The sequence below is a fragment of the Roseburia sp. 1XD42-34 genome (genome assembly GCF_009917385.1).
Lineage (GTDB): Bacteria > Bacillota > Bacilli > Bacillales > Amphibacillaceae > Virgibacillus.
Genome location: NZ_QWLJ01000047.1, coordinates 14097 through 32344, shown reverse-complemented (window position 1 = coordinate 32344; position 18248 = coordinate 14097). Strand labels below are relative to the sequence as shown.

Below are 18248 nucleotides of genomic sequence, written 5' to 3'. Positions count from 1 at the left end.
CAGTAAATCTAGCAGTTACGTGGGAGGAAAGTTTTCGTTCTTACCGGGGGAGGTCTTGTGAGGGTGACTTGTGAGTTAAAGAATAACGAGCCGACACAGCCAAGTTGGTGACATCCTGGTGAATCACAAGAAGTCAGCAGAGGTCGTAGTAGTGTAACATGACCAAAACATGAAGGACCGAACAATAGTAATTTTGAAAGCTCTAGGAGGTGTGAAGGGTGCGAGAACTGCAGAAAACAGTAGAATCTGGCTATCGGCAGAGAGATAGTGTGGAACATGAATGGTATGTCGAAGCGCATAGTGCCTTTCATGGTGAAAAGAACAATCAAAATGGTGTATCCGATCTGTTTGAAAGTATCCTATCAAGGGATAATTTGAATCAAGCTTATCTTCAAGTGGTCAGAAATAAGGATGCAGCTGGAGTGGATGGTATGACATACGACCAGTTGCTTCCATACTTGAGGGAACATAGGGAAGAATTATTAACGCAGTTGTATCTTGGGAAGTATAAACCTCAACCCGTATTGCGGGTTGAGATTCCAAAACAAAATGGCGGAACAAGAAAATTAGGGATTCCTACAGTTATTGACCGAATGCTTCAACAAGCAATAAACCAAGTGTTACAACCAATATTTGAACCGACGTTCTCCGATAATAGTTTTGGTTTCGTCCAAAACGTAGTGCACATCAAGCCATCATACGGGCAAAGTCGTACTACGAACAAGGGTACAAACATGTGGTGGACTTGGATATGAAAGCCTATTTCGATACGGTAAATCATGACAAACTGATGTACTTTGTGAAGAAACAAATAACAGATAAGCGAGTACTACGCTTGATAAGACAATATTTATTAAGTGGAATCATGATTGACGGCATCTTTGAAAAATCAGAGGAAGGAACGCCTCAAGGGGGGAACCTGTCTCCGTTACTCAGTGATATTTACTTAAATAAGTTAGACCAATTACTAGAAAAACGAGGACACCGATTTGTGCGTTACGCAGATGACTGTAACATTTATGTGAAAAGCAAAAGGGCAGGACAGCGAGTAATGAAGAGTATGACGAAATTTCTTGAGAAGGATTTAAGTCTTACGGTGAATCGGGAAAAGAGCGCAGTAGGAAGCCCCTTGAAACGAAAGTTTCTAGGATTCTGTATCCACGTTACAAAGAAAGGTGTTCAAATTCGTCCACATTATAAAGCAAAAGTGACCGTTAAACAGAAACTCAAACGAATCACCAAACGCAATCGTGGAAGAAGTCTGGACGTGATTCTAAAAGAAATCCGACAACTTATGACAGGGTGGATAAACTACTATGGCATAGGTGAAATGAAAGGATTTATGAAGAATCTAAACGGGTGGCTGAAGCGTAGAATTAGACAGTACATTTGGAAACAGTGGAAGAATCCACGCACAAAAAGAGAAAATCTAATTCACTTAGGTATCGATAAACGTAAAGCTTATGAATGGTCGAATACAAGAAAAGGTTACTGGATTATATCAAGTAGCTATGTACTCCATCGTTCATTGACAGATAAAGAACTGGCATCGAGAGGATATAAAGATATCGCTCTTCAATACCAGTTCATACACTCAAACTATTGAACCGCCGTATACGGAACCGTACGTACGGTGGTGTGAGAGGGGCGAAAAGTTATTTAGCTTTTCCCTCTACTCGATTAGGAAATAATATTATTTGTACATTAACTGAAGCTCTCTTTAAACTTGTCAGATATTTAGTTTGGGCACCATTAACTGAGCATTTTAGCATTTGTTTTCCTATAATGAAACGTTGTCCAGTTAATATTATTTCGTTAGTTGAATGAGAAATTATTTTATGTTCATACTTTTTCCTTCGTTAAAAATTAGAAACAATGAAACAAACATAAAAACAAATAAACAAATATAAATAAAGCTAATATATGTTGACTTTTTGTTTGTTTGGCATTATGATTAACGTGTAAGTAAAATGTAATCGTTCTCATGAAACGTTTATTTTCTTTATTAAAATATCGAAAAGGATGATGTTGAATGATTAGAAAAGCTTTTGTTATGACTGTTTATCCTGATCAACAAGAGGAATACAAGAAGCGTCATCAAGAAATATGGCCTGAAATGGTTGAGGAACTTCGAAAGCATGGTGCAAGAAACTATTCTATCTTTCTAGATGAAGTAAGCAATAAATTATTTGGATATGTTGAAATTAAAGATGAACTACTATGGAGGAAAATGTCAAAAACAGAGATAAATAAAAAATGGTGGGATTATATGAAATCTATTATGGAAACGAATTCAGACAACAGTCCGGTAACGGTTGATTTAGAAGAAGTATTCCATATGGATTAAAATAGGAGGAGAGTCTGATGAGTAAGAAAAAGTTCGCAGCAAAGGAAGTCACAGGTTGGAAGGCTACTATAGCAATTTCGATGGCAAATTACATTGAAGCTGGATCTATCATTGCGGCTGCTAGCAGCCTAACAATGTGGCAAGCGTATCTGCAAATAGATAGTATTGGTGTTGGTTTATTGAGTGCATTAAGCGCGAATGCTTTAGGTGCAGCTTTAGGTGCGTTGATTGGCGGTCCCCTAACTGATAAATATGGAAGAAGACTAATTTTTAGTTATGATTTAATGGTTTATATGATTGGTGTTCTCTTAATTGCAGTTTCCGTAAATTTTCCAATGTTGCTTCTCGGAACAATCATAACCGGAATTGCCGTAGGTGCTGGTGTTCCAGTTTCATGGACCTATATAGCTGAAGAATCGCCAGAAAATAAGCGGGCTGCGCATGTTGGAACAGCACAATTAGCATGGTCAATTGGTCCAATGGCAACATTTGCTTTGGCAGTGCTACTAGCACCTTTAGGTTTAATGGGGTCAAGAATTATTTTTTTCCATCTCTTTATAATAGCGGGTATTTCTTTATATATTAGACGCGGTCTCCCTGAATCAAAGATTTGGGAAGAGCAACAAGCCAAAGATTTGAAAGACAGAAGTAAGGGCATTAAACAAAAAAGTTCTTTTAAAGAATTAATTTCGTTAAAACCAAATAGGGAAGCATTGTTTTTATTGTTAGGCATTTACTTATTTTGGAATTTAACAGCTGGTGCAATGGGCTACTTCATGCCTTATATTTATGAAAATGTAGGCGGATTAAGTAACCAACAAGCTAATTTACTTCAAGCATTCTTATGGATGTTTACCGTTATTACTACGTACCTTATATTTATGAAATTAGGCGATAAATATAGTCGCAAACTAATATTTGGTATTGGTGCTTTGATGGGAGTCATTGCTTGGATCATCCTTACTTTTATGCCGATGACATGGCCAACCTTAATTTCATTTGTTGTCCTATGGGGATCTGCTGCTGGAATAGGTGCTCAAGCATTTTATGCATTATGGACAAGTGAATTATTCCCTACAAGATATCGTGCTACAGCACAAGGCTATATGTATTTTATTGTTCGGACAGGTATTGCCTTATGGTCATTTATATTACCAACAATTATGGCAACTCTTGGATTTAAAGTTGCAGGTATCGTAATGATTATTTTTCTTATAATTCATATGGTAATTGGCATTATACTCGCGCCAAATACGAGGGGAAAATCTTTACGTCAAATAGAAGAAGAGCGCTATGGTAACTTGATAACATCAAAAAAACAGTCCACAGTATAATTTTATTACAAAATAAACAAAAGAAAAACAAACCAAAAATATTTCTTTTTGACTGAATTTGTTTATTTATTGCTGAATTTCATTTATTATAGATGTGGTAATACTAGTTTCAAGTAAACATGAATGGAAATGAGCCAAAGTATTATTTTTTGAAATTGGAAGGTGAGAAAATGCGATCTTGCAGTTTGGCAGTAGATATAGGAGCTTCAAGTGGCACAGTAATTGCTGGATATTTACAAAGTGAAAAAATGGTTATAGATGAAGTTTATCGATTTGAGAATAGATTAATTCAAAAGAATGGGTATTTTTGCTGGGATATCGATAAGCTGTGGATAGAAGTAAAAAAAGGGATTCACCTCACTAAAAAGAAAGGGTTAATGCCAGTAAGTATTGGTGTCGATACATGGGCGGTTGACTTTGTTTTATTAGATGAAAATGACGAACTGCTAATGGATGCTGTTTCGTACCGTGACCCAAGGACAGATGGTGTGATGGATGAGGTATTTTCAATAATTAGTAAAGAGCTTTTATATTTGGAGACTGGAATACAGTTTCAAAAATTTAATTCTATTTATCAGCTATATTATATAAAGAAAAAATATCCAGAGCTATTAGAAAAAGCAAAAACGTTCCTAATGATCCCTGATTACGTTCATTATTTATTAACTGGAGTAAAAGTAAATGAGTATACCAACGCAACGACAACTCAGTTGATTAATGCTTTTACTAAGAAATGGGATAGGGATTTATTGAAAAAATTAGACATAAATGATCGAATGTTTCAACAAGTTTTGCTTCCAAAGGAATTTATCGGTCGCCTAAGACCAACATTAGTTGAAGAATTTGGTTTTGATATGGAAGTAATACTCCCAGCAACACATGATACTGCATCTGCTGTACTCGCTGTTCCGGAAACGGATGAAACAATCTTTATCAGTTCAGGAACATGGTCCCTAATGGGCGTTGAAAACCGCTTTCCAATATGCATTACAAAAGCATTAGACTATAATTTTACGAATGAAGGTGGGTTTGATTATCGCTATCGTTTTTTAAAAAACATTATGGGACTTTGGATGATACAAGAGGTGAAACGAAATTATAAAGATCAATATAGTTTCGCTGATTTTTCTGACATGGCAGAAAATGAAAAAGGTTTTTATTCTATAGTGGATGTAGATGATAACCGATTTTTAAAACCAAATAATATGATTAAGGAAATTCAGTTGTATTGTAAGGAAACAGGACAACCTGAACCATTTACACCAGGACAAGTTGCGAAGTGTGTATTTGATAGTTTAGCAATCAGTTATAAAAATACGATTGAACAGATTGAAGAAATTTACGAAAGGAAATTTAATCAAATAAATATTATTGGCGGAGGTTCTAAAAATAATCTTTTAAATCAATTAATTTCAGACATAACAGAAAAGAAAGTAATTGCAGGGCCGTCAGAGGCAACAGCAATTGGAAATATAATATCTCAACTAATTGCGTTAGAGCAAATTGAGGATATTCATCAAGCTCGAAACATCATAAAGAATTCCTTTGTATTAAAAACGTTTAGAAAGAGAGGCGGAGGATAATAATGTCTACATTTGAAAACTATCAACTTGCAAAAGCACAGTATGAAAAATTAGGAATTGATGTTGATGAAGCGCTAAATCATTTAAAACAAGTACCGATCTCTATTCATTGCTGGCAAGGGGATGACATTTCCGGGTTTGAGATAAACCAGCAAGCACTATCAGGGGGAATAGACGTAACCGGTAATTATCCAGGGAAAGCAAGGACGCCTGAAGAACTAAGGGGTGATTTGGAAAAGGCGCTTTCCTTAATACCGGGAAAGCATCGAGTTAACTTACATGCGATTTATGCTGAGACAAATGGTCAAGTTGTTGAAAGAGATAAATTGGAACCAAAACATTTTAAAAAATGGGTGGAGTGGGCAAAAAGACATGGCCTGGGATTGGATTTTAACCCAACTTTATTTTCACACCCAATGGCTGCAGATGGTTTAACACTATCTCATCCTAATAAAGAGACACAAGAATTCTGGATTCGTCACGTTCTTGCTTGCCGCAAAATTGGTGAGTATTTCGGAAGAGAATTAGGTACTCCTGCGCTAACAAATATTTGGGTCCCTGATGGTTATAAAGATATCCCAAGTGATCGTTTAACACCAAGAAGAAGATTAAAAGAATCATTAGACAAGATTTTTTCTGTTCAAATGGATGAAAAATATAATGTTGATGCTGTAGAGAGCAAATTATTTGGAATTGGTTCAGAAGCATATGTCGTAGGATCACATGAATTCTATTTAGGCTATGCCTTGAAAAATAACAAATTATGCTTATTAGATACGGGGCATTTCCATCCAACAGAAGTGGTTTCTAATAAAATCTCTGCAATGCTCTTATTTAGTGATCAATTAGCTTTACATGTTTCAAGGCCCGTACGTTGGGATAGTGACCATGTGATTATTTTAGATGATGAATTGCGTGAAATTGGTTTAGAAATTGTCCGTAATGACGCGTTAAATAAAGTAAGGATTGGACTCGATTTCTTTGATGCTAGTATTAATCGTGTGGCAGCTTGGACAATAGGAACAAGAAATATGATTAAATCATTATTATATGCCTTACTTACTCCAAATCATTATTTAAGAGATCTACAAGAAAAGGGTAATTTCACAGAAAGGTTAGCCTTGATGGAAGAGCTTAAAACATATCCTTTTGGTGCAATTTGGGATTATTATTGTGAAGAAATGAAAGTTCCTACAGGTATGGCATGGTTTGATGAAGTTAACAAATATGAAGCAGCTGTCCTTTCAAAAAGAGACTAACTTTAAAATATATATTATTTAACCTACTAAATTCACTGATCAACTTTAGTAAATGATTATCGATATAGAAATTTTCTTCAAAGGAAGGAACAGACACATGAAAGAAATAAATGGAAACAAACAGGAAATTTTACATGCGCCATTCCTACGCGAGATGATACAGAATACTTATGATATGTGGCGTCTTGGCTGGGACGAGTTAAATGGTGGAAATATTAGTTATCTGTTAAACGAAGAGGAAGTCACACCTTATTTAAATAAGGATCAAGTAATTCGCACCATACAACTAGACTATCCAGTTACTGAACTCGCTGGTAAATACTTTATAGTTACAGGATCGGGGAAATACTTTCGGTTTATTAAAGATGATCCAGAGGAGTCTTTGGGTATATTGCGGATTAGTTCCGATGGAAAAGCGGTTGAACTATTATGGGGACTTGAAGGAAATAGTCAGCCTACCAGTGAACTTCCATCTCACTTTATGAGCCATATTTCTAGGTTGAAGCAAAATCCTGACCATCGAGTCATTATGCATACGCATACGACAAATCTTATAGCAATGACATTTACACATGAATTAGATGAAGCGAATTTCACAAGAACGCTGTGGAAAATGTGTACCGAATGTCTAGTTGTTTTTCCGGAAGGTGTAGGTATTTTACCTTGGATGGTACCTGGAACAGATATAATCGGGGAAAAAACCGCTAAAAAAATGAAAGAGTTTCGTTTAGTTATTTGGCCGCATCATGGAATTTTTGGAGCGGGTAACTCTCTAGCGGAGGCATTTGGATTAATTGAAACAGTGGAGAAGGCGGCACAAATTTATATGCTAGTTAGTTCCCATCAAGGCGGGATTAAACAGGATATTACAGACGAACAATTAAGAGATTTAGCGAAGCGATTTGCTGTTACTCCACCTGAGAAGTATTTCTTATAATAATTAAAAAAATGAGCAAATTTATGAGCAAAGGGTTTTTCCTTTGCTCATAAATTTTTTAGATATAGAATAAAAAGAAAAGGTATGAAACGAGCGGAAATATAACATGCTGGTTGTTTTCTAAACCGTTTATATTATAATAATATTTGGATATACATCATTTTTTTGGTATATTTTTAGTAAGAAAGTTGGGATATCATGCTTATAGCAGAGAGGCAACAAAATATTGTAAGAGTTGTAAATGAACGAAAAAGTGTCCGTGTTTCGGAGTTAAGTGAGATATTTTCTGTTACAGAAGAGACAATTCGTAGGGATTTAGAAAAGCTTGAAAAAGAGAAAAAATTATTGAGAAGTCATGGTGGCGCTATAAGTATGAACCCTAGTGATTCACTTGAGATTCCCTATAAAGAACGAGAGATAATAAACGTTGTTGAAAAACAGAATATAGCTTTAGAAGCTGTTAAGCTTGTAAAAGAAGGTGATAATATTATTCTCGATGCTAGTACAACAGCATGGTATATGGCTAAATCTCTACCTGACATACCAATCACAGTACTTACAAACTCTATAAAAGTTGCTATGGAATTAGGAGATAAAAAACAAATCACCGTGATTTCAACTGGTGGAGCATTGCTTGGAAAATCATTATCCTTTGTTGGACCACTTGCTGAGGCGTCTTTAAGTAATTATTACGTAAATAAAGCGTTTATATCATGTAAAGGTTTGCAAATTGAAAGAGGAATTAGTGAATCTGATGAGCAGCAAGCGAAAATAAAGAAAAAAATGATAGAAAGTACATCGCAGGTATATATTATGGTTGATTATAGCAAAATAGGTAAACAGGCGTTTTCTTTAATAACCGGTATAGAAGATGTTGATTATATCATTACGGATAATAAGGCTGATAAGGTGTCTGTACAGAATTTAAAAGAAAAACAGTTAAATGTAATTATAGCGCAAGACTCAATCAATACTTAAATCATTTATAATATTTTAATTTACAATATATTTAAATCCGTCTGTATAGTAGGTGGTCGTTCAAGTCCACTATGTATTTCTGAAGAAATAGTCCTTTTGTCTAAACCCAAAAAGCTAAAGGGAGTATAAACCATTTTGTGTAAATGGGAATTGTCCATAATTAAATAGAATGGCTTTACGTGGAGAGAGGCGGGCGTAATACGCTCGTCTCTTTTGCGATGGAGATAGCTGTTTTAAAAGGTAAGAAAGTATAAACTTAAGTGCTTGGGGATAAAGAAATAACCGAATAGGTCCCATCCGGCGCATGCGCCTAGCAACGATGCGACTTTAGAAACGCGCCGCCCTCCGATAAGTCAGCATTGGTTCGTGGTTAAGAGGAAGGCCGACTAAAAAAACGGGCTTGCCGCCCGACGTCGGCATACCTCTGTTTTTAGTGGCATGATTCCTAAAACTTTAGTTGATTCGCTCCAGTCGCTACGTTGCTAACCGGGCGCTGGCGCCTTTGTTCAATATATTTTAATTTTTGTCGAATTACGCGATATTTGTTACGGAAATAGTTGACAATAAAAGTTTATGATTGATAATATGTATTTATATAAGGAGATTCGTAAGAGCTGTATCCATACAAATTTTAATGAGGAAGCAAAGATGTGCGATAATATGTGGGCACCTTGAATCGCATGGAGCTAGTGGTGCAACCGACCTCTACGTAAATATTATTATTTATGTAGGGGTTTTTTTATAAATTATTTATTCGTGCAATGGTTTGTTCTACTCAATTGACTTTTCTGAAATAATCGAATTCTAACTATTGGTGGTTTAGAAGCTTTTCCGTGATACAGTTACACCCAGTTAAGGAATTATCGTTTACTTAATCGATCGTACGGGGGGAAAACTTATGTTTTTTAAACAAAAACAAGATAAACAATGGTTGCAAGCATTTACAGAAGCAGAAGTTGTCATTAATATACATGATGCATCTGTTTTACAAAAGATGGATATGACTCATCTTACAGAAACAGACTTGATGCGGTTAAAAAGTCTACAGCCACTTATAGTGAAAAATATGGATTTACTCGTTGATTCATTTTATTCGACTATTTTACAATTCAACCATTTACGCCGAATTATTGAAAAATATAGCACGATTGACCGTTTACGTTTAACATTAAAGCAATATGTCAACGATTTGTTTAAAGCGGAAATCAATCCGGCATATCTAGAAAAACGCTTTGCAATTGCGAAGACGCATTATCGAATTGGTTTACAACCTGCCTGGTATATGGGGGCATATCAGAATTTACATAATACTATTATTCATTTGATTTATGGTGAAATGAAAGATACTGGGGAATTCCATGCTACGCTTGTTTCTGTAAATAAAATTATGAGTTTTGAACAACAAATTGTCTTAGAGGCGTATGAACAGGAAAATATGAAAAAAATGGATGAAAAATATAAAGCGGGTAAAGACTGGCTTAAGGATAAAATGAGTACAGTCAGCGTGGAACTTGTTGCAATAGCTGAGGAAAATCAAGCTTCTGCAGAGACACTTACCACAAATATAAACGAAGTGAATAAAGCGACAGAAAAAAGTACATATCAAGCAGAAAAAGCTAGAGAAAAAGCGCTGGAAGGTCAAGAGCAATTAGATGAGCTGTTTAACACCATCAAGTATATGGAAAAAACAGCGAAGCAAATAACCCAATCCTTGGATAATTTTGATAAATCTTCAAACGAAATTGCAACAATTATAGCTATGGTACAAAAAATTGCCGATCAAACAAATTTATTAGCTTTGAATTCTTCGATCGAAGCAGCAAGGGCGGGCGTACATGGAAGTGGGTTTGCTGTAGTTTCCAAGGAAATTGGCAAGTTAGCAGAGCAAACGAAGCAATCCATTACGCAAATAACCTCACTTATATCAACCTCAAGCCAAGTTAGTCAATGGACCAAAGCATCTATGGAAGAAATAGAAGCGGCTGTTGGATTAAGTATGTCGTTTTCGGAAGCTACCCAACAATCTTTTCGGCATTTAGTAAAGACCATTCAATTGAATGAGCAAGAAGCAAATGTAGTGCTGAAAGAAATGAACGAATTCAAACAAGTCGTTCATGAAATGGAACGAGTTGCTTCTAGTGTAGTAGTAGCTGCTGAGCAATTAAACGAAGCAACGAATAAGGCATAAACGCATTCGAGAGCGGCAAGCGAGGATAAAAATTGTTATTCATGTTGGAGACAGTTGTTTTGAATGATGAGAAAGGCAACGAATTAGACAATTGAATCGCGACGGCAAGAAATTTACAATCTTGATCTATCAATACGTACTCAATTAATTCAAAAGGAGCTGATTATATATGTTGTGGGTCGACTGCCAGTAAAAGCGAGTAACTTGTACTTTTTATCCCCTAAATAAGGTGCGGTTATCCCTCACATAGGCTTGACTTGTTTCTGTACATGTAATTCAACTCCTCAAGTGGGAGATGTCAGCACCTAAATGTCTATTTCGTAAGAGGCTTTTAGGTCATTCACGGCAGAAATATCCACGCAATATACTAAAGCGACCAAGTTATCGGTTTTGTTGGTGATTTATGATGCTCTTTTTAGGACAAAAACGTTTATAATGAGCAAAAAGGTGTTAAAAAAACAAATTATGATTTATAATGGTAAAAATCAAATACATAGAAACCACAAGGGGAGCTTTTTAGCTGAGATTGAACAATGATGTTCTGACCCTTTGAACCTGTATAGTTAGTACTAGCGTAGGGATGTGGGCAACAATGATTAGGTTAACTCAACAAAATTCTCATTCGCTATTAATGCGATAAAGAATTCTGTATTTAAAGAGAATGACTGTTGGGTGATCCTTTCTGCATAAACAATGAATCTACGTTTATATTAGCTATGCTTCCCTTGAGGTTTCCGTGAAAGGGAGGCATTTTTAATGAAAAATATTAAATTACTAGTAATGATTGAAGCAGCTTTTTTCGCAGCCTTTGCATTTATTTTGGATTTATTACCTTCTATCAAACTATCACCTGCCATTTCCATTTCCTTTGCAATGGTTCCCATTTTTATTTTGGCATTTCGTCGAGGAGTCGCAGCCGCGGTGTTATCTGGTTTCTTATGGGGCTTATTGCAAGTAATGCTAGGAGATGCAACTATTTTAACGCCAACTCAATTTCTTATTGAATACTTTATTGCCTTTGCATTCGTCGGTTTTGCTGGTTTATTGTATCCAGTGATTCAGAAAAATGTTCAAAATGGAAATAAAAAAGTTGCATTGGCCTGGATAGTGACAGCAACATTAGTAGGCAGTACGGCGAGATATTTCTGGCATTTTCTTGCAGGAGTAATTTTTTGGGGAGAATATGCACCTAAAGGCATGTCGCCAATCGTATATTCATTCATTGCAAACGGAGCGACTATGCTAGGCGCCTTTGTGTTCTGTTCTGTCGTTCTTGGAGTCCTTTTAGCAAGTGCACCTAGATTAATTCAACCAGATGAGTTTACGGCAAAAAGGAAAGCTTCTTAATGGTCTTAGGCAAACCTAACAATAGTTGTAGAGCAGGTTCATGCTCATGGATAGAAGGAGAAGGGCACGAGCAATCCTTTTTACGCAGGATTTTTTCACATTGGCATGCATCTTTTTCCATTAGAGTAGTTGCTCTTATATTTGCTTTCGTGCAGTTAAAATTCAATATTAACAACTATTCATTTCTAAAATACCGTCACCTAGTCTAGTAATAAAATATATACAAAAAACTGTTGCAAACGTTTCATATAAGTCGCTTTGCAACAGTTTTTTATTAGCCTAAAACGGATTCGTTGCCCACTGTAGCGATTGCTTAATAAAGATTCGCGGATGTAACTTCAATTGAGCAACCATATATTCAGCTAGATCCTCTGGCTGCATGTATTTATTTTCGTTCTTTTCCGCTAACTGGTCACCGAAGGCAAGCTCAGTAGCAACAAGGCTTGGATTTAAGGTGAAAACTCGAATGTTATTTCTTCGTACTTCTTGCATTAACGCTTCGGACATACCTTGAATAGCAAACTTGGAAGCGCTGTAAGAAGTTGACCCAGCTGTGCCTTTTAAACCGTTACTGGAAGAAATCATCATAATGTCACCTGCATTCTTTTTGACCATTTGTGGCAAAACAGCGCGAGTAACATGATACGTGCCGAATACATTGACCTCAAATGTATGTTTCCACGCTTCTGGTTCCATTTCAAGAAAATTTCCATGAGCCCCAATGCCGGCATTATTAATCAAAATATCTGCAGAGCCAAGGGAGCTTTCTAGGCCGCTTATTGCTTGACTAATTTCTTCTGAATTTGCAATATCAGCGACTGCATAGCTTGTCTTTACCCCATGTGCTGTGATTTCTTTTACAGCAGCTTCGAGCTTGCTTTTTGTCCGTGCAATTAACCCGACATGTACACCTTCTTTAGCTAAGGCAAGCGCAGTAGCCCGACCAATCCCGCTTCCAGCACCTGTGATATAAGCAACTTTTCCTTTAATCTCCTGTCCCATGATATATCATCCTTTCTATTACCTCTTATTGTAAGTATAAATAAGGAAAAGCATAGATTCAAAAATTCGCTTTGAGATGGAGGAAATAGAGAAGGGAAATGTTGAAAACAATCACATTATATGGATAGAATCTTTAACAAAACCATCTCCATTTGAACAAGAGTTTTCTCGATAAAGCAAGTGTCGTTGTATATAGGCTTCTTCGATCTGGATCAGGTTTTCATCATAAATCATACGTGTACAGGATTAAGTTAGCCAAATATAATTCAAGCTATCTTCATCGTAAGTTCAGCTATTTATTTATGAACGTAAGTACCCTGGCTTCAAGGCTGAGCGGTAGAATGACTTGAACAAGAAGGTCCGAAAGTCGCGCTCGTAAAAGTTGAGCGCCGCAGCCGGGAAATCGGGCGCCGAAGCGCAAAAGTTGAGTACCACAGCTGAGAAATCGCGTGCCAAAGCGTAATAGTCGGTTGCTGCAGTAGGGAAGTTATGTACCAGAATCATGGGATAGATTCGATCCATCTTAAAATGTTATGCATAACAAGCAAAAAGCTCATTTTTTGAATTGGGCAAGGTAGTGGATAGTGAAGTGGTAGCTTTACTTTTTTATTAATTGATAATAATGGTTTTTTAGAGTTTTTTAGTTAATAAATTCAATTAAAGTATAGCGGTTAAATTTGCTGATAACTGTTTTTATATGCCTCTTCATGTACAATTGAATCTTATTTATGTCATAATAGACTTGTTTAATATGGAAACAAATGAGGGATGAACATTGATAAAAGCTCTACTAATCGCTCCTTATCCTGGGTTGGCTGAGATGGCTAAGAAAGTAAAAACACCTGATTACATAGATGTTCATATTGAAGTGGCTAACTTGGAAGAAGGTGTGAAATTAGCACAAACTGCTGAAGAGAACGGTTATGAATTAATTATTAGCCGTGGCGGGACAGCAACAATGATACAGGAAAAAGTCTCATTGCCTGTTGTGCCAATTGATATTACAGGTTACGACATGCTGCGGGTGTTTACATTAATAAAAGAAATGAATAATAAAGTAGCTCTGTTAGGATTTGCGAATATATCACGAGGTGCAGCTACATTATGTGATATTCTGGAGTTCAATGTAAAAATGATTACAATACAGTCTAGGGATGAAGTGAAGCGCCATTTGTTAGAACTGAAACAAGCAGGCTATTCAGTGGTTATTGGGGATGTTGTTACGGTACAAGAAGCAAAACAAATAGGATTACGTGGGGTTCTGATTACTTCTGGAAAAGAAGCACTAATGGACGCTTTTGAAGAAGGTAAGCGATTATACGAGCTATTTTATACAAGTAAAACATCTGCTAATTATGTGTATGATGCCATGAACAACATGCCGATACCAATTGCTGTTAGTGTGCAAAACCAAATAATACATAAGAATAACGCTTTTAAGTCTATAGAACATAAAGATGTCTTAATACAAGATAAGCAATTACAAGAACTCGTAAATCAAGTACTTTACACTGGAAAAGAGCAGTGGGGGCAACTGAACATAGCTAATCTGCATTATCTTGTGCAAGCGTATTTGATAAGAGATGAAGCTTTGGCGGTCGGAATTTTTGTTCATAACGTGTTCTCTCTCAAGAATGAGAATATATATATGTTAAATAGTAATCCTTCACATCTTCCAATAATCGGTGAAAGCGAAACAAGTAAATTGCAGTCCAGGCTGGTTCACATACATGCTGATAATAAAGCTGCTCTGTGTATTTACGGAGAACCTGGGGTAGGGAAACGCACGGCTGCAAGAAATATTCATTTTCAGAGATATGGCAACGGTACACCATTACTTGAGGTGACGTGCTCTTTATTAAATGAGTCAGAAATAGCGCATCTGCAAACAATTCTACGTTCTATGAAAGAAGGAACATTGCTTTTAAATGAGATAGACCAAACAGATCGTGGTTTACAAGATAGGTTATTGAAGCTCCTACAACAAAAGCCAATTGACATAAGGTTAATCTCGATTACAACTGCGCAACTGGAAATATTGGTGAAACAAGATCTATTTTTAAAAGAACTATACGAGAGAATAATTGCTAACTTTATGCATATTCCTCCGTTAAGGAAGAGGAAAAGAGATATCCCCGCATTTATACATTATTTTTTAGCTGAATTTCATGCTGCTGATGGGGGAGAAGCTCTAGGTATTAAAGATCATGCAATAGAGTATTTAATGGAATTTGATTGGCATTTAAATTTGCTTGAATTAAAAAAAGTGTGCAAAACATTGAGTTTGCAAACCTCTGGATATTATATTGAATTGGATGATGTGAAAAAAGTAATGCAGACGATAACTGCTGAACAAGCAGTCCCATCGCTTAAAGGGACTCTAAGTGAAATGGAGCGGAGCATTATAAAGGCTGTATTGCTGGAAGAAGACAATAATCAATCCAGTGCAGCCAAACGTTTAGGGATAAGCCGTACTACGTTATGGAGAAAATTGAATCAGGATCCAATGGGCAAGTGAAGGAGTCGTAAATTTAAACAAAATCAAGGTGTTTTATAAAACCTTGGTGTTTTTAATAAATAAGGAAGTATAAAATGAGGTGTTTATGGATAACGAAAAACCGAATACCACGTCCGGCTCAAGCTGCTCTTCGATGATAAAACTTTATAAATCAAGAATATGATTAATCATGCTCTCTGTTAGGTAAACAGATTAAAATAAAATTTGCTTACCTAAAAGAGGGTATTTTTTATGGACTCAAGTAAGAATGGAGAAGAAAAATAATGGCTTTGAAGTTTTTGTAAGTTGGATCAAAGCATCCATGTAGGACATCGATTTGATGGAAGTAATATGTTAAAGACGTTCACAATGGTAACTTTTAGTTTCGAGGGGTCACTAGCCAACTCCTTGTAAATTGAACAAAGCTTTTTATTTTCACTGTGAATAAATTATTATGTTTATTTTTCCATATAAACTGATCTTTAATCTAACTTTACTTGTCATATGTATACAAGTAAAAAGAAAGGAGATATTTTGTAAAGAAGATTTTGTGATTCAACGGATAATAAATTGTATGATTATGGTAGTTAAGGAAAACGAGGCAAGAGTGCTTGATAAAGCAGTTGGAGTATCTAAACAAACGAGTAATGAAAAAGAATAAAATTATTTTCCCTCTTATCTAACGTTTAGAATAGCCATCTATTTCTTAATGAAGTAGTTTTATATGTGAGGAAGGTTGACGAATCGTGGTTGGGACATAACTAAAATAGCAAATTAAAAAAACGAACAAATTGTCTATTTGCGTATACACACGTTTTTAGCGGAGTCAACATATATAGACGTCTACGGAAACAGAGCAAGCTGAAGATCCCACAGGAAAGCAGTTTTTGCTGCTAAGGAAGCTAAGAAGATGCTGTAAGTAAGAAAGCGAAGTATTTAGATATAGCGATGGAATGAGTTTTTTTAGAAGATAAGAAATTATAAAATAAGGTGCTTTGGGATACCGATATAACGGAATAGCCACGTGCGGCGAATGAGCCCAGCAACTAGGCGACTTTAGAAATGCGCCCTACGATAAGTCATCATCGGTTCGTGGTTAAGAAGAAGGCCGACTAAAAACGGGCTTGCCACCCGACGTCGGCATACTCCTGTTGCAGGAGCATGATTCCTAAAACTTTCGTTGATTCGTTCCATTCGCTACGTTGCTAAACGGCGCCTCGCGCCTTTGTTCATCCAAACAAGCCGGACAATTAATTTATAATTGTTCGGCTTATTCTATATAGTATTTTCTTATGTTCAAGTTCTTTAATTTGCTGTTAAAATTTGAAGTGAATTGTCAGTTAATCTAAAAACTAAAGTAGATGAGGATGATTAATGTTCAAAAATGAAACGTTTTTATAAAAAACCAAAACCATATGTTGCATTTTTGTTCAATGAGATATAAAATATGAAATGTAAACGGTTTATCCTGAAGTAAGTTGCTGAAAGATTCTCGCTTAAAGAATTGCAAGCAATAAAAGAAGTCTAAGTTTTGAGGTAACACAACTAAACTTTCGATTTGTTGGATACCTTTAGGATAAGCCAATGTGGTACTAACAATCAGCGGAGGTGAAAGAAAAGGCTGATGGGGCTTCACTTTACATCATGTTTCATGTTTTAAAATGTTTGTCCGCTGTGACATGCAGTTGGATTGTTTAACACCTAAATGATCTGAATTGTTGTAACGGACAAACCACATTATGTAATAACATCTTGGGGGGAGAAGAAATGAAAATTAAAGCAACATTGGAACGAATTCCTGGAGGTATGATGGTAGTGCCTCTATTACTAGCTGCGATATTAAACACTTTTGCGCCAGAATTGTTGCGAATTGGTAATTTTACGCAAGCGTTATTTGTGGATGGAGCTAGTACTTTAATTGCCTTATTCTTACTTTGTACAGGGGCGCAAATTAATTTGCGAAACGTAGGAGTTAGCCTTGGTAAAGGGGCGACCCTTCTAGCTACAAAGTGGGTAGTCGGAGCTGTATTTGGTTTAATAGCTTATATGTTTGCTGGTGATAACGGACTATGGTTAGGGTTAGCGCCCATTGCTATTATTGCAGCCATGACAAATAGTAATGGCGGACTATACGTAGCGATGGTTGGTCAGTATGGAGATAAAACAGATAGAGCAGCATACTCACTTTTGGCGTTAAATGATGGACCGTTTTTTACCATGGTTGCTCTAGCTATCTTTGGTACGATGGGATTTGTTGATGGTATGTTCTCTGTAGTTTCATTTATATCTGTATTACTACCTATCATTGTTGGAATGGTTTTAGGAAATTTAGATACCGATATGAGGGAATTTCTAAATAAAGGTAGTTCTATGCTAATCCCGTTTTTTGCTTTTGCACTAGGTATGGGGATAGACTTTGCAAGTATTATTGAAGGTGGATTAGCAGGGGTTGTTCTGGGATTGTTAACAGTATTTCTAACTGGAACAGCAGGTTATTATGTATTTAAAATGATGAAATGGAATCCAATTGCAGGTGCAGCTGAAGGTTCTACAGCTGGAAATGCTGTTGCGACTCCAGCAGCTATAGCAGCTGCAAGCTCAGCATTTGCAGCTAATGTAGATTTAGCAACTGTTCAGGTAGCTGCATCTACAGTTACGACAGCAATACTACTACCGATTTATGTTGCGTTTTTAGTGAAACGATTAGAAAAATCAGGCGTCAAAGTCCCTGATGATTATTTGATCGAGGAATAGCAGATATAGAGATTATTGGAAA

General features: G+C 36.2%; 13 protein-coding genes and 2 riboswitches. Of the genes, 12 read left to right on the top strand and 1 reads right to left on the bottom strand.

Features of this window, described 5'->3' with window-relative positions:
• Nucleotides 1–218 precede the first annotated feature (218 nt).
• The 10 genes from D1839_RS20550 (at nucleotide 219) to thiT (ending at nucleotide 11973) form a co-directional block, all read left to right on the top strand.
• Nucleotides 219–755, top strand: a complete 537-nt coding sequence (locus D1839_RS20550) for a hypothetical protein (protein ID WP_199690400.1) — start codon at nucleotides 219–221, stop codon at nucleotides 753–755.
• On the top strand, nucleotides 695–1606 hold the full coding sequence (locus D1839_RS21145; RefSeq protein WP_330585588.1) for a reverse transcriptase domain-containing protein: 912 nt from the start codon (nucleotides 695–697) through the stop codon (nucleotides 1604–1606). Before D1839_RS20550 ends, D1839_RS21145 begins: the two co-directional genes overlap by 61 nt.
• 426 nt (nucleotides 1607–2032) lie before the next feature.
• Nucleotides 2033–2347 (top strand): L-rhamnose mutarotase, encoded by a 315-nt coding sequence (gene rhaM, locus D1839_RS18005; RefSeq protein ID WP_120381185.1) that lies wholly within the window; start codon nucleotides 2033–2035, stop codon nucleotides 2345–2347.
• Nucleotides 2348–2364: 17 nt separating this feature from the next.
• Nucleotides 2365–3681, top strand: coding sequence for an MFS transporter (locus D1839_RS18000; protein ID WP_120381184.1), 1317 nt, complete (start codon nucleotides 2365–2367; stop codon nucleotides 3679–3681).
• 170 nt (nucleotides 3682–3851) lie between these two features.
• Entirely contained in the window at nucleotides 3852–5264 is a 1413-nt protein-coding gene (gene rhaB, locus D1839_RS17995) for a rhamnulokinase (RefSeq protein WP_120381187.1), read from the top strand.
• Nucleotides 5265–5266: 2 nt separating this feature from the next.
• Nucleotides 5267–6523, top strand: a complete 1257-nt coding sequence (gene rhaA, locus D1839_RS17990; protein WP_120381183.1) for an L-rhamnose isomerase — start codon at nucleotides 5267–5269, stop codon at nucleotides 6521–6523.
• A 97-nt stretch (nucleotides 6524–6620) separates the two neighbouring features.
• Nucleotides 6621–7460 (top strand): rhamnulose-1-phosphate aldolase, encoded by an 840-nt coding sequence (gene rhaD, locus D1839_RS17985; protein ID WP_120381182.1) that lies wholly within the window; start codon nucleotides 6621–6623, stop codon nucleotides 7458–7460.
• Between the two features lie 198 nt (nucleotides 7461–7658).
• Nucleotides 7659–8438, top strand: a complete 780-nt coding sequence (locus tag D1839_RS17980) for a DeoR/GlpR family DNA-binding transcription regulator (protein WP_120381181.1) — start codon at nucleotides 7659–7661, stop codon at nucleotides 8436–8438.
• Nucleotides 8439–9067: 629 nt separating this feature from the next.
• Nucleotides 9068–9151, top strand: a riboswitch (cyclic di-GMP riboswitch).
• 185 nt (nucleotides 9152–9336) lie between these two features.
• Nucleotides 9337–10626, top strand: coding sequence for a globin-coupled sensor protein (locus tag D1839_RS17975; RefSeq protein ID WP_120381180.1), 1290 nt, complete (start codon nucleotides 9337–9339; stop codon nucleotides 10624–10626).
• Nucleotides 10627–11121: 495 nt separating this feature from the next.
• Nucleotides 11122–11224: riboswitch (TPP riboswitch) on the top strand.
• A gap of 158 nt (nucleotides 11225–11382) precedes the next feature.
• Nucleotides 11383–11973 (top strand): energy-coupled thiamine transporter ThiT, encoded by a 591-nt coding sequence (gene thiT / locus D1839_RS17970; RefSeq protein WP_120381179.1) that lies wholly within the window; start codon nucleotides 11383–11385, stop codon nucleotides 11971–11973.
• 279 nt (nucleotides 11974–12252) lie between these two features.
• Here the strand turns inward: thiT and D1839_RS17965 are convergent, their stop codons facing one another.
• Nucleotides 12253–12975, bottom strand: a complete 723-nt coding sequence (locus D1839_RS17965; protein ID WP_120381178.1) for a 3-ketoacyl-ACP reductase — start codon at nucleotides 12973–12975, stop codon at nucleotides 12253–12255.
• A gap of 775 nt (nucleotides 12976–13750) precedes the next feature.
• Here D1839_RS17965 and D1839_RS17960 point away from each other — a divergent pair.
• Together D1839_RS17960 and D1839_RS17955 are read left to right on the top strand one after the other, a co-directional pair.
• Entirely contained in the window at nucleotides 13751–15493 is a 1743-nt protein-coding gene (locus tag D1839_RS17960; protein ID WP_120381177.1) for a PrpR N-terminal domain-containing protein, read from the top strand.
• A gap of 1746 nt (nucleotides 15494–17239) precedes the next feature.
• A complete protein-coding gene (locus D1839_RS17955; RefSeq protein WP_120381175.1) occupies nucleotides 17240–18226 on the top strand; it encodes a 2-keto-3-deoxygluconate permease in 987 nt (328 codons plus the stop codon).
• The last annotated feature ends 22 nt before the right edge of the window (nucleotides 18227–18248 follow it).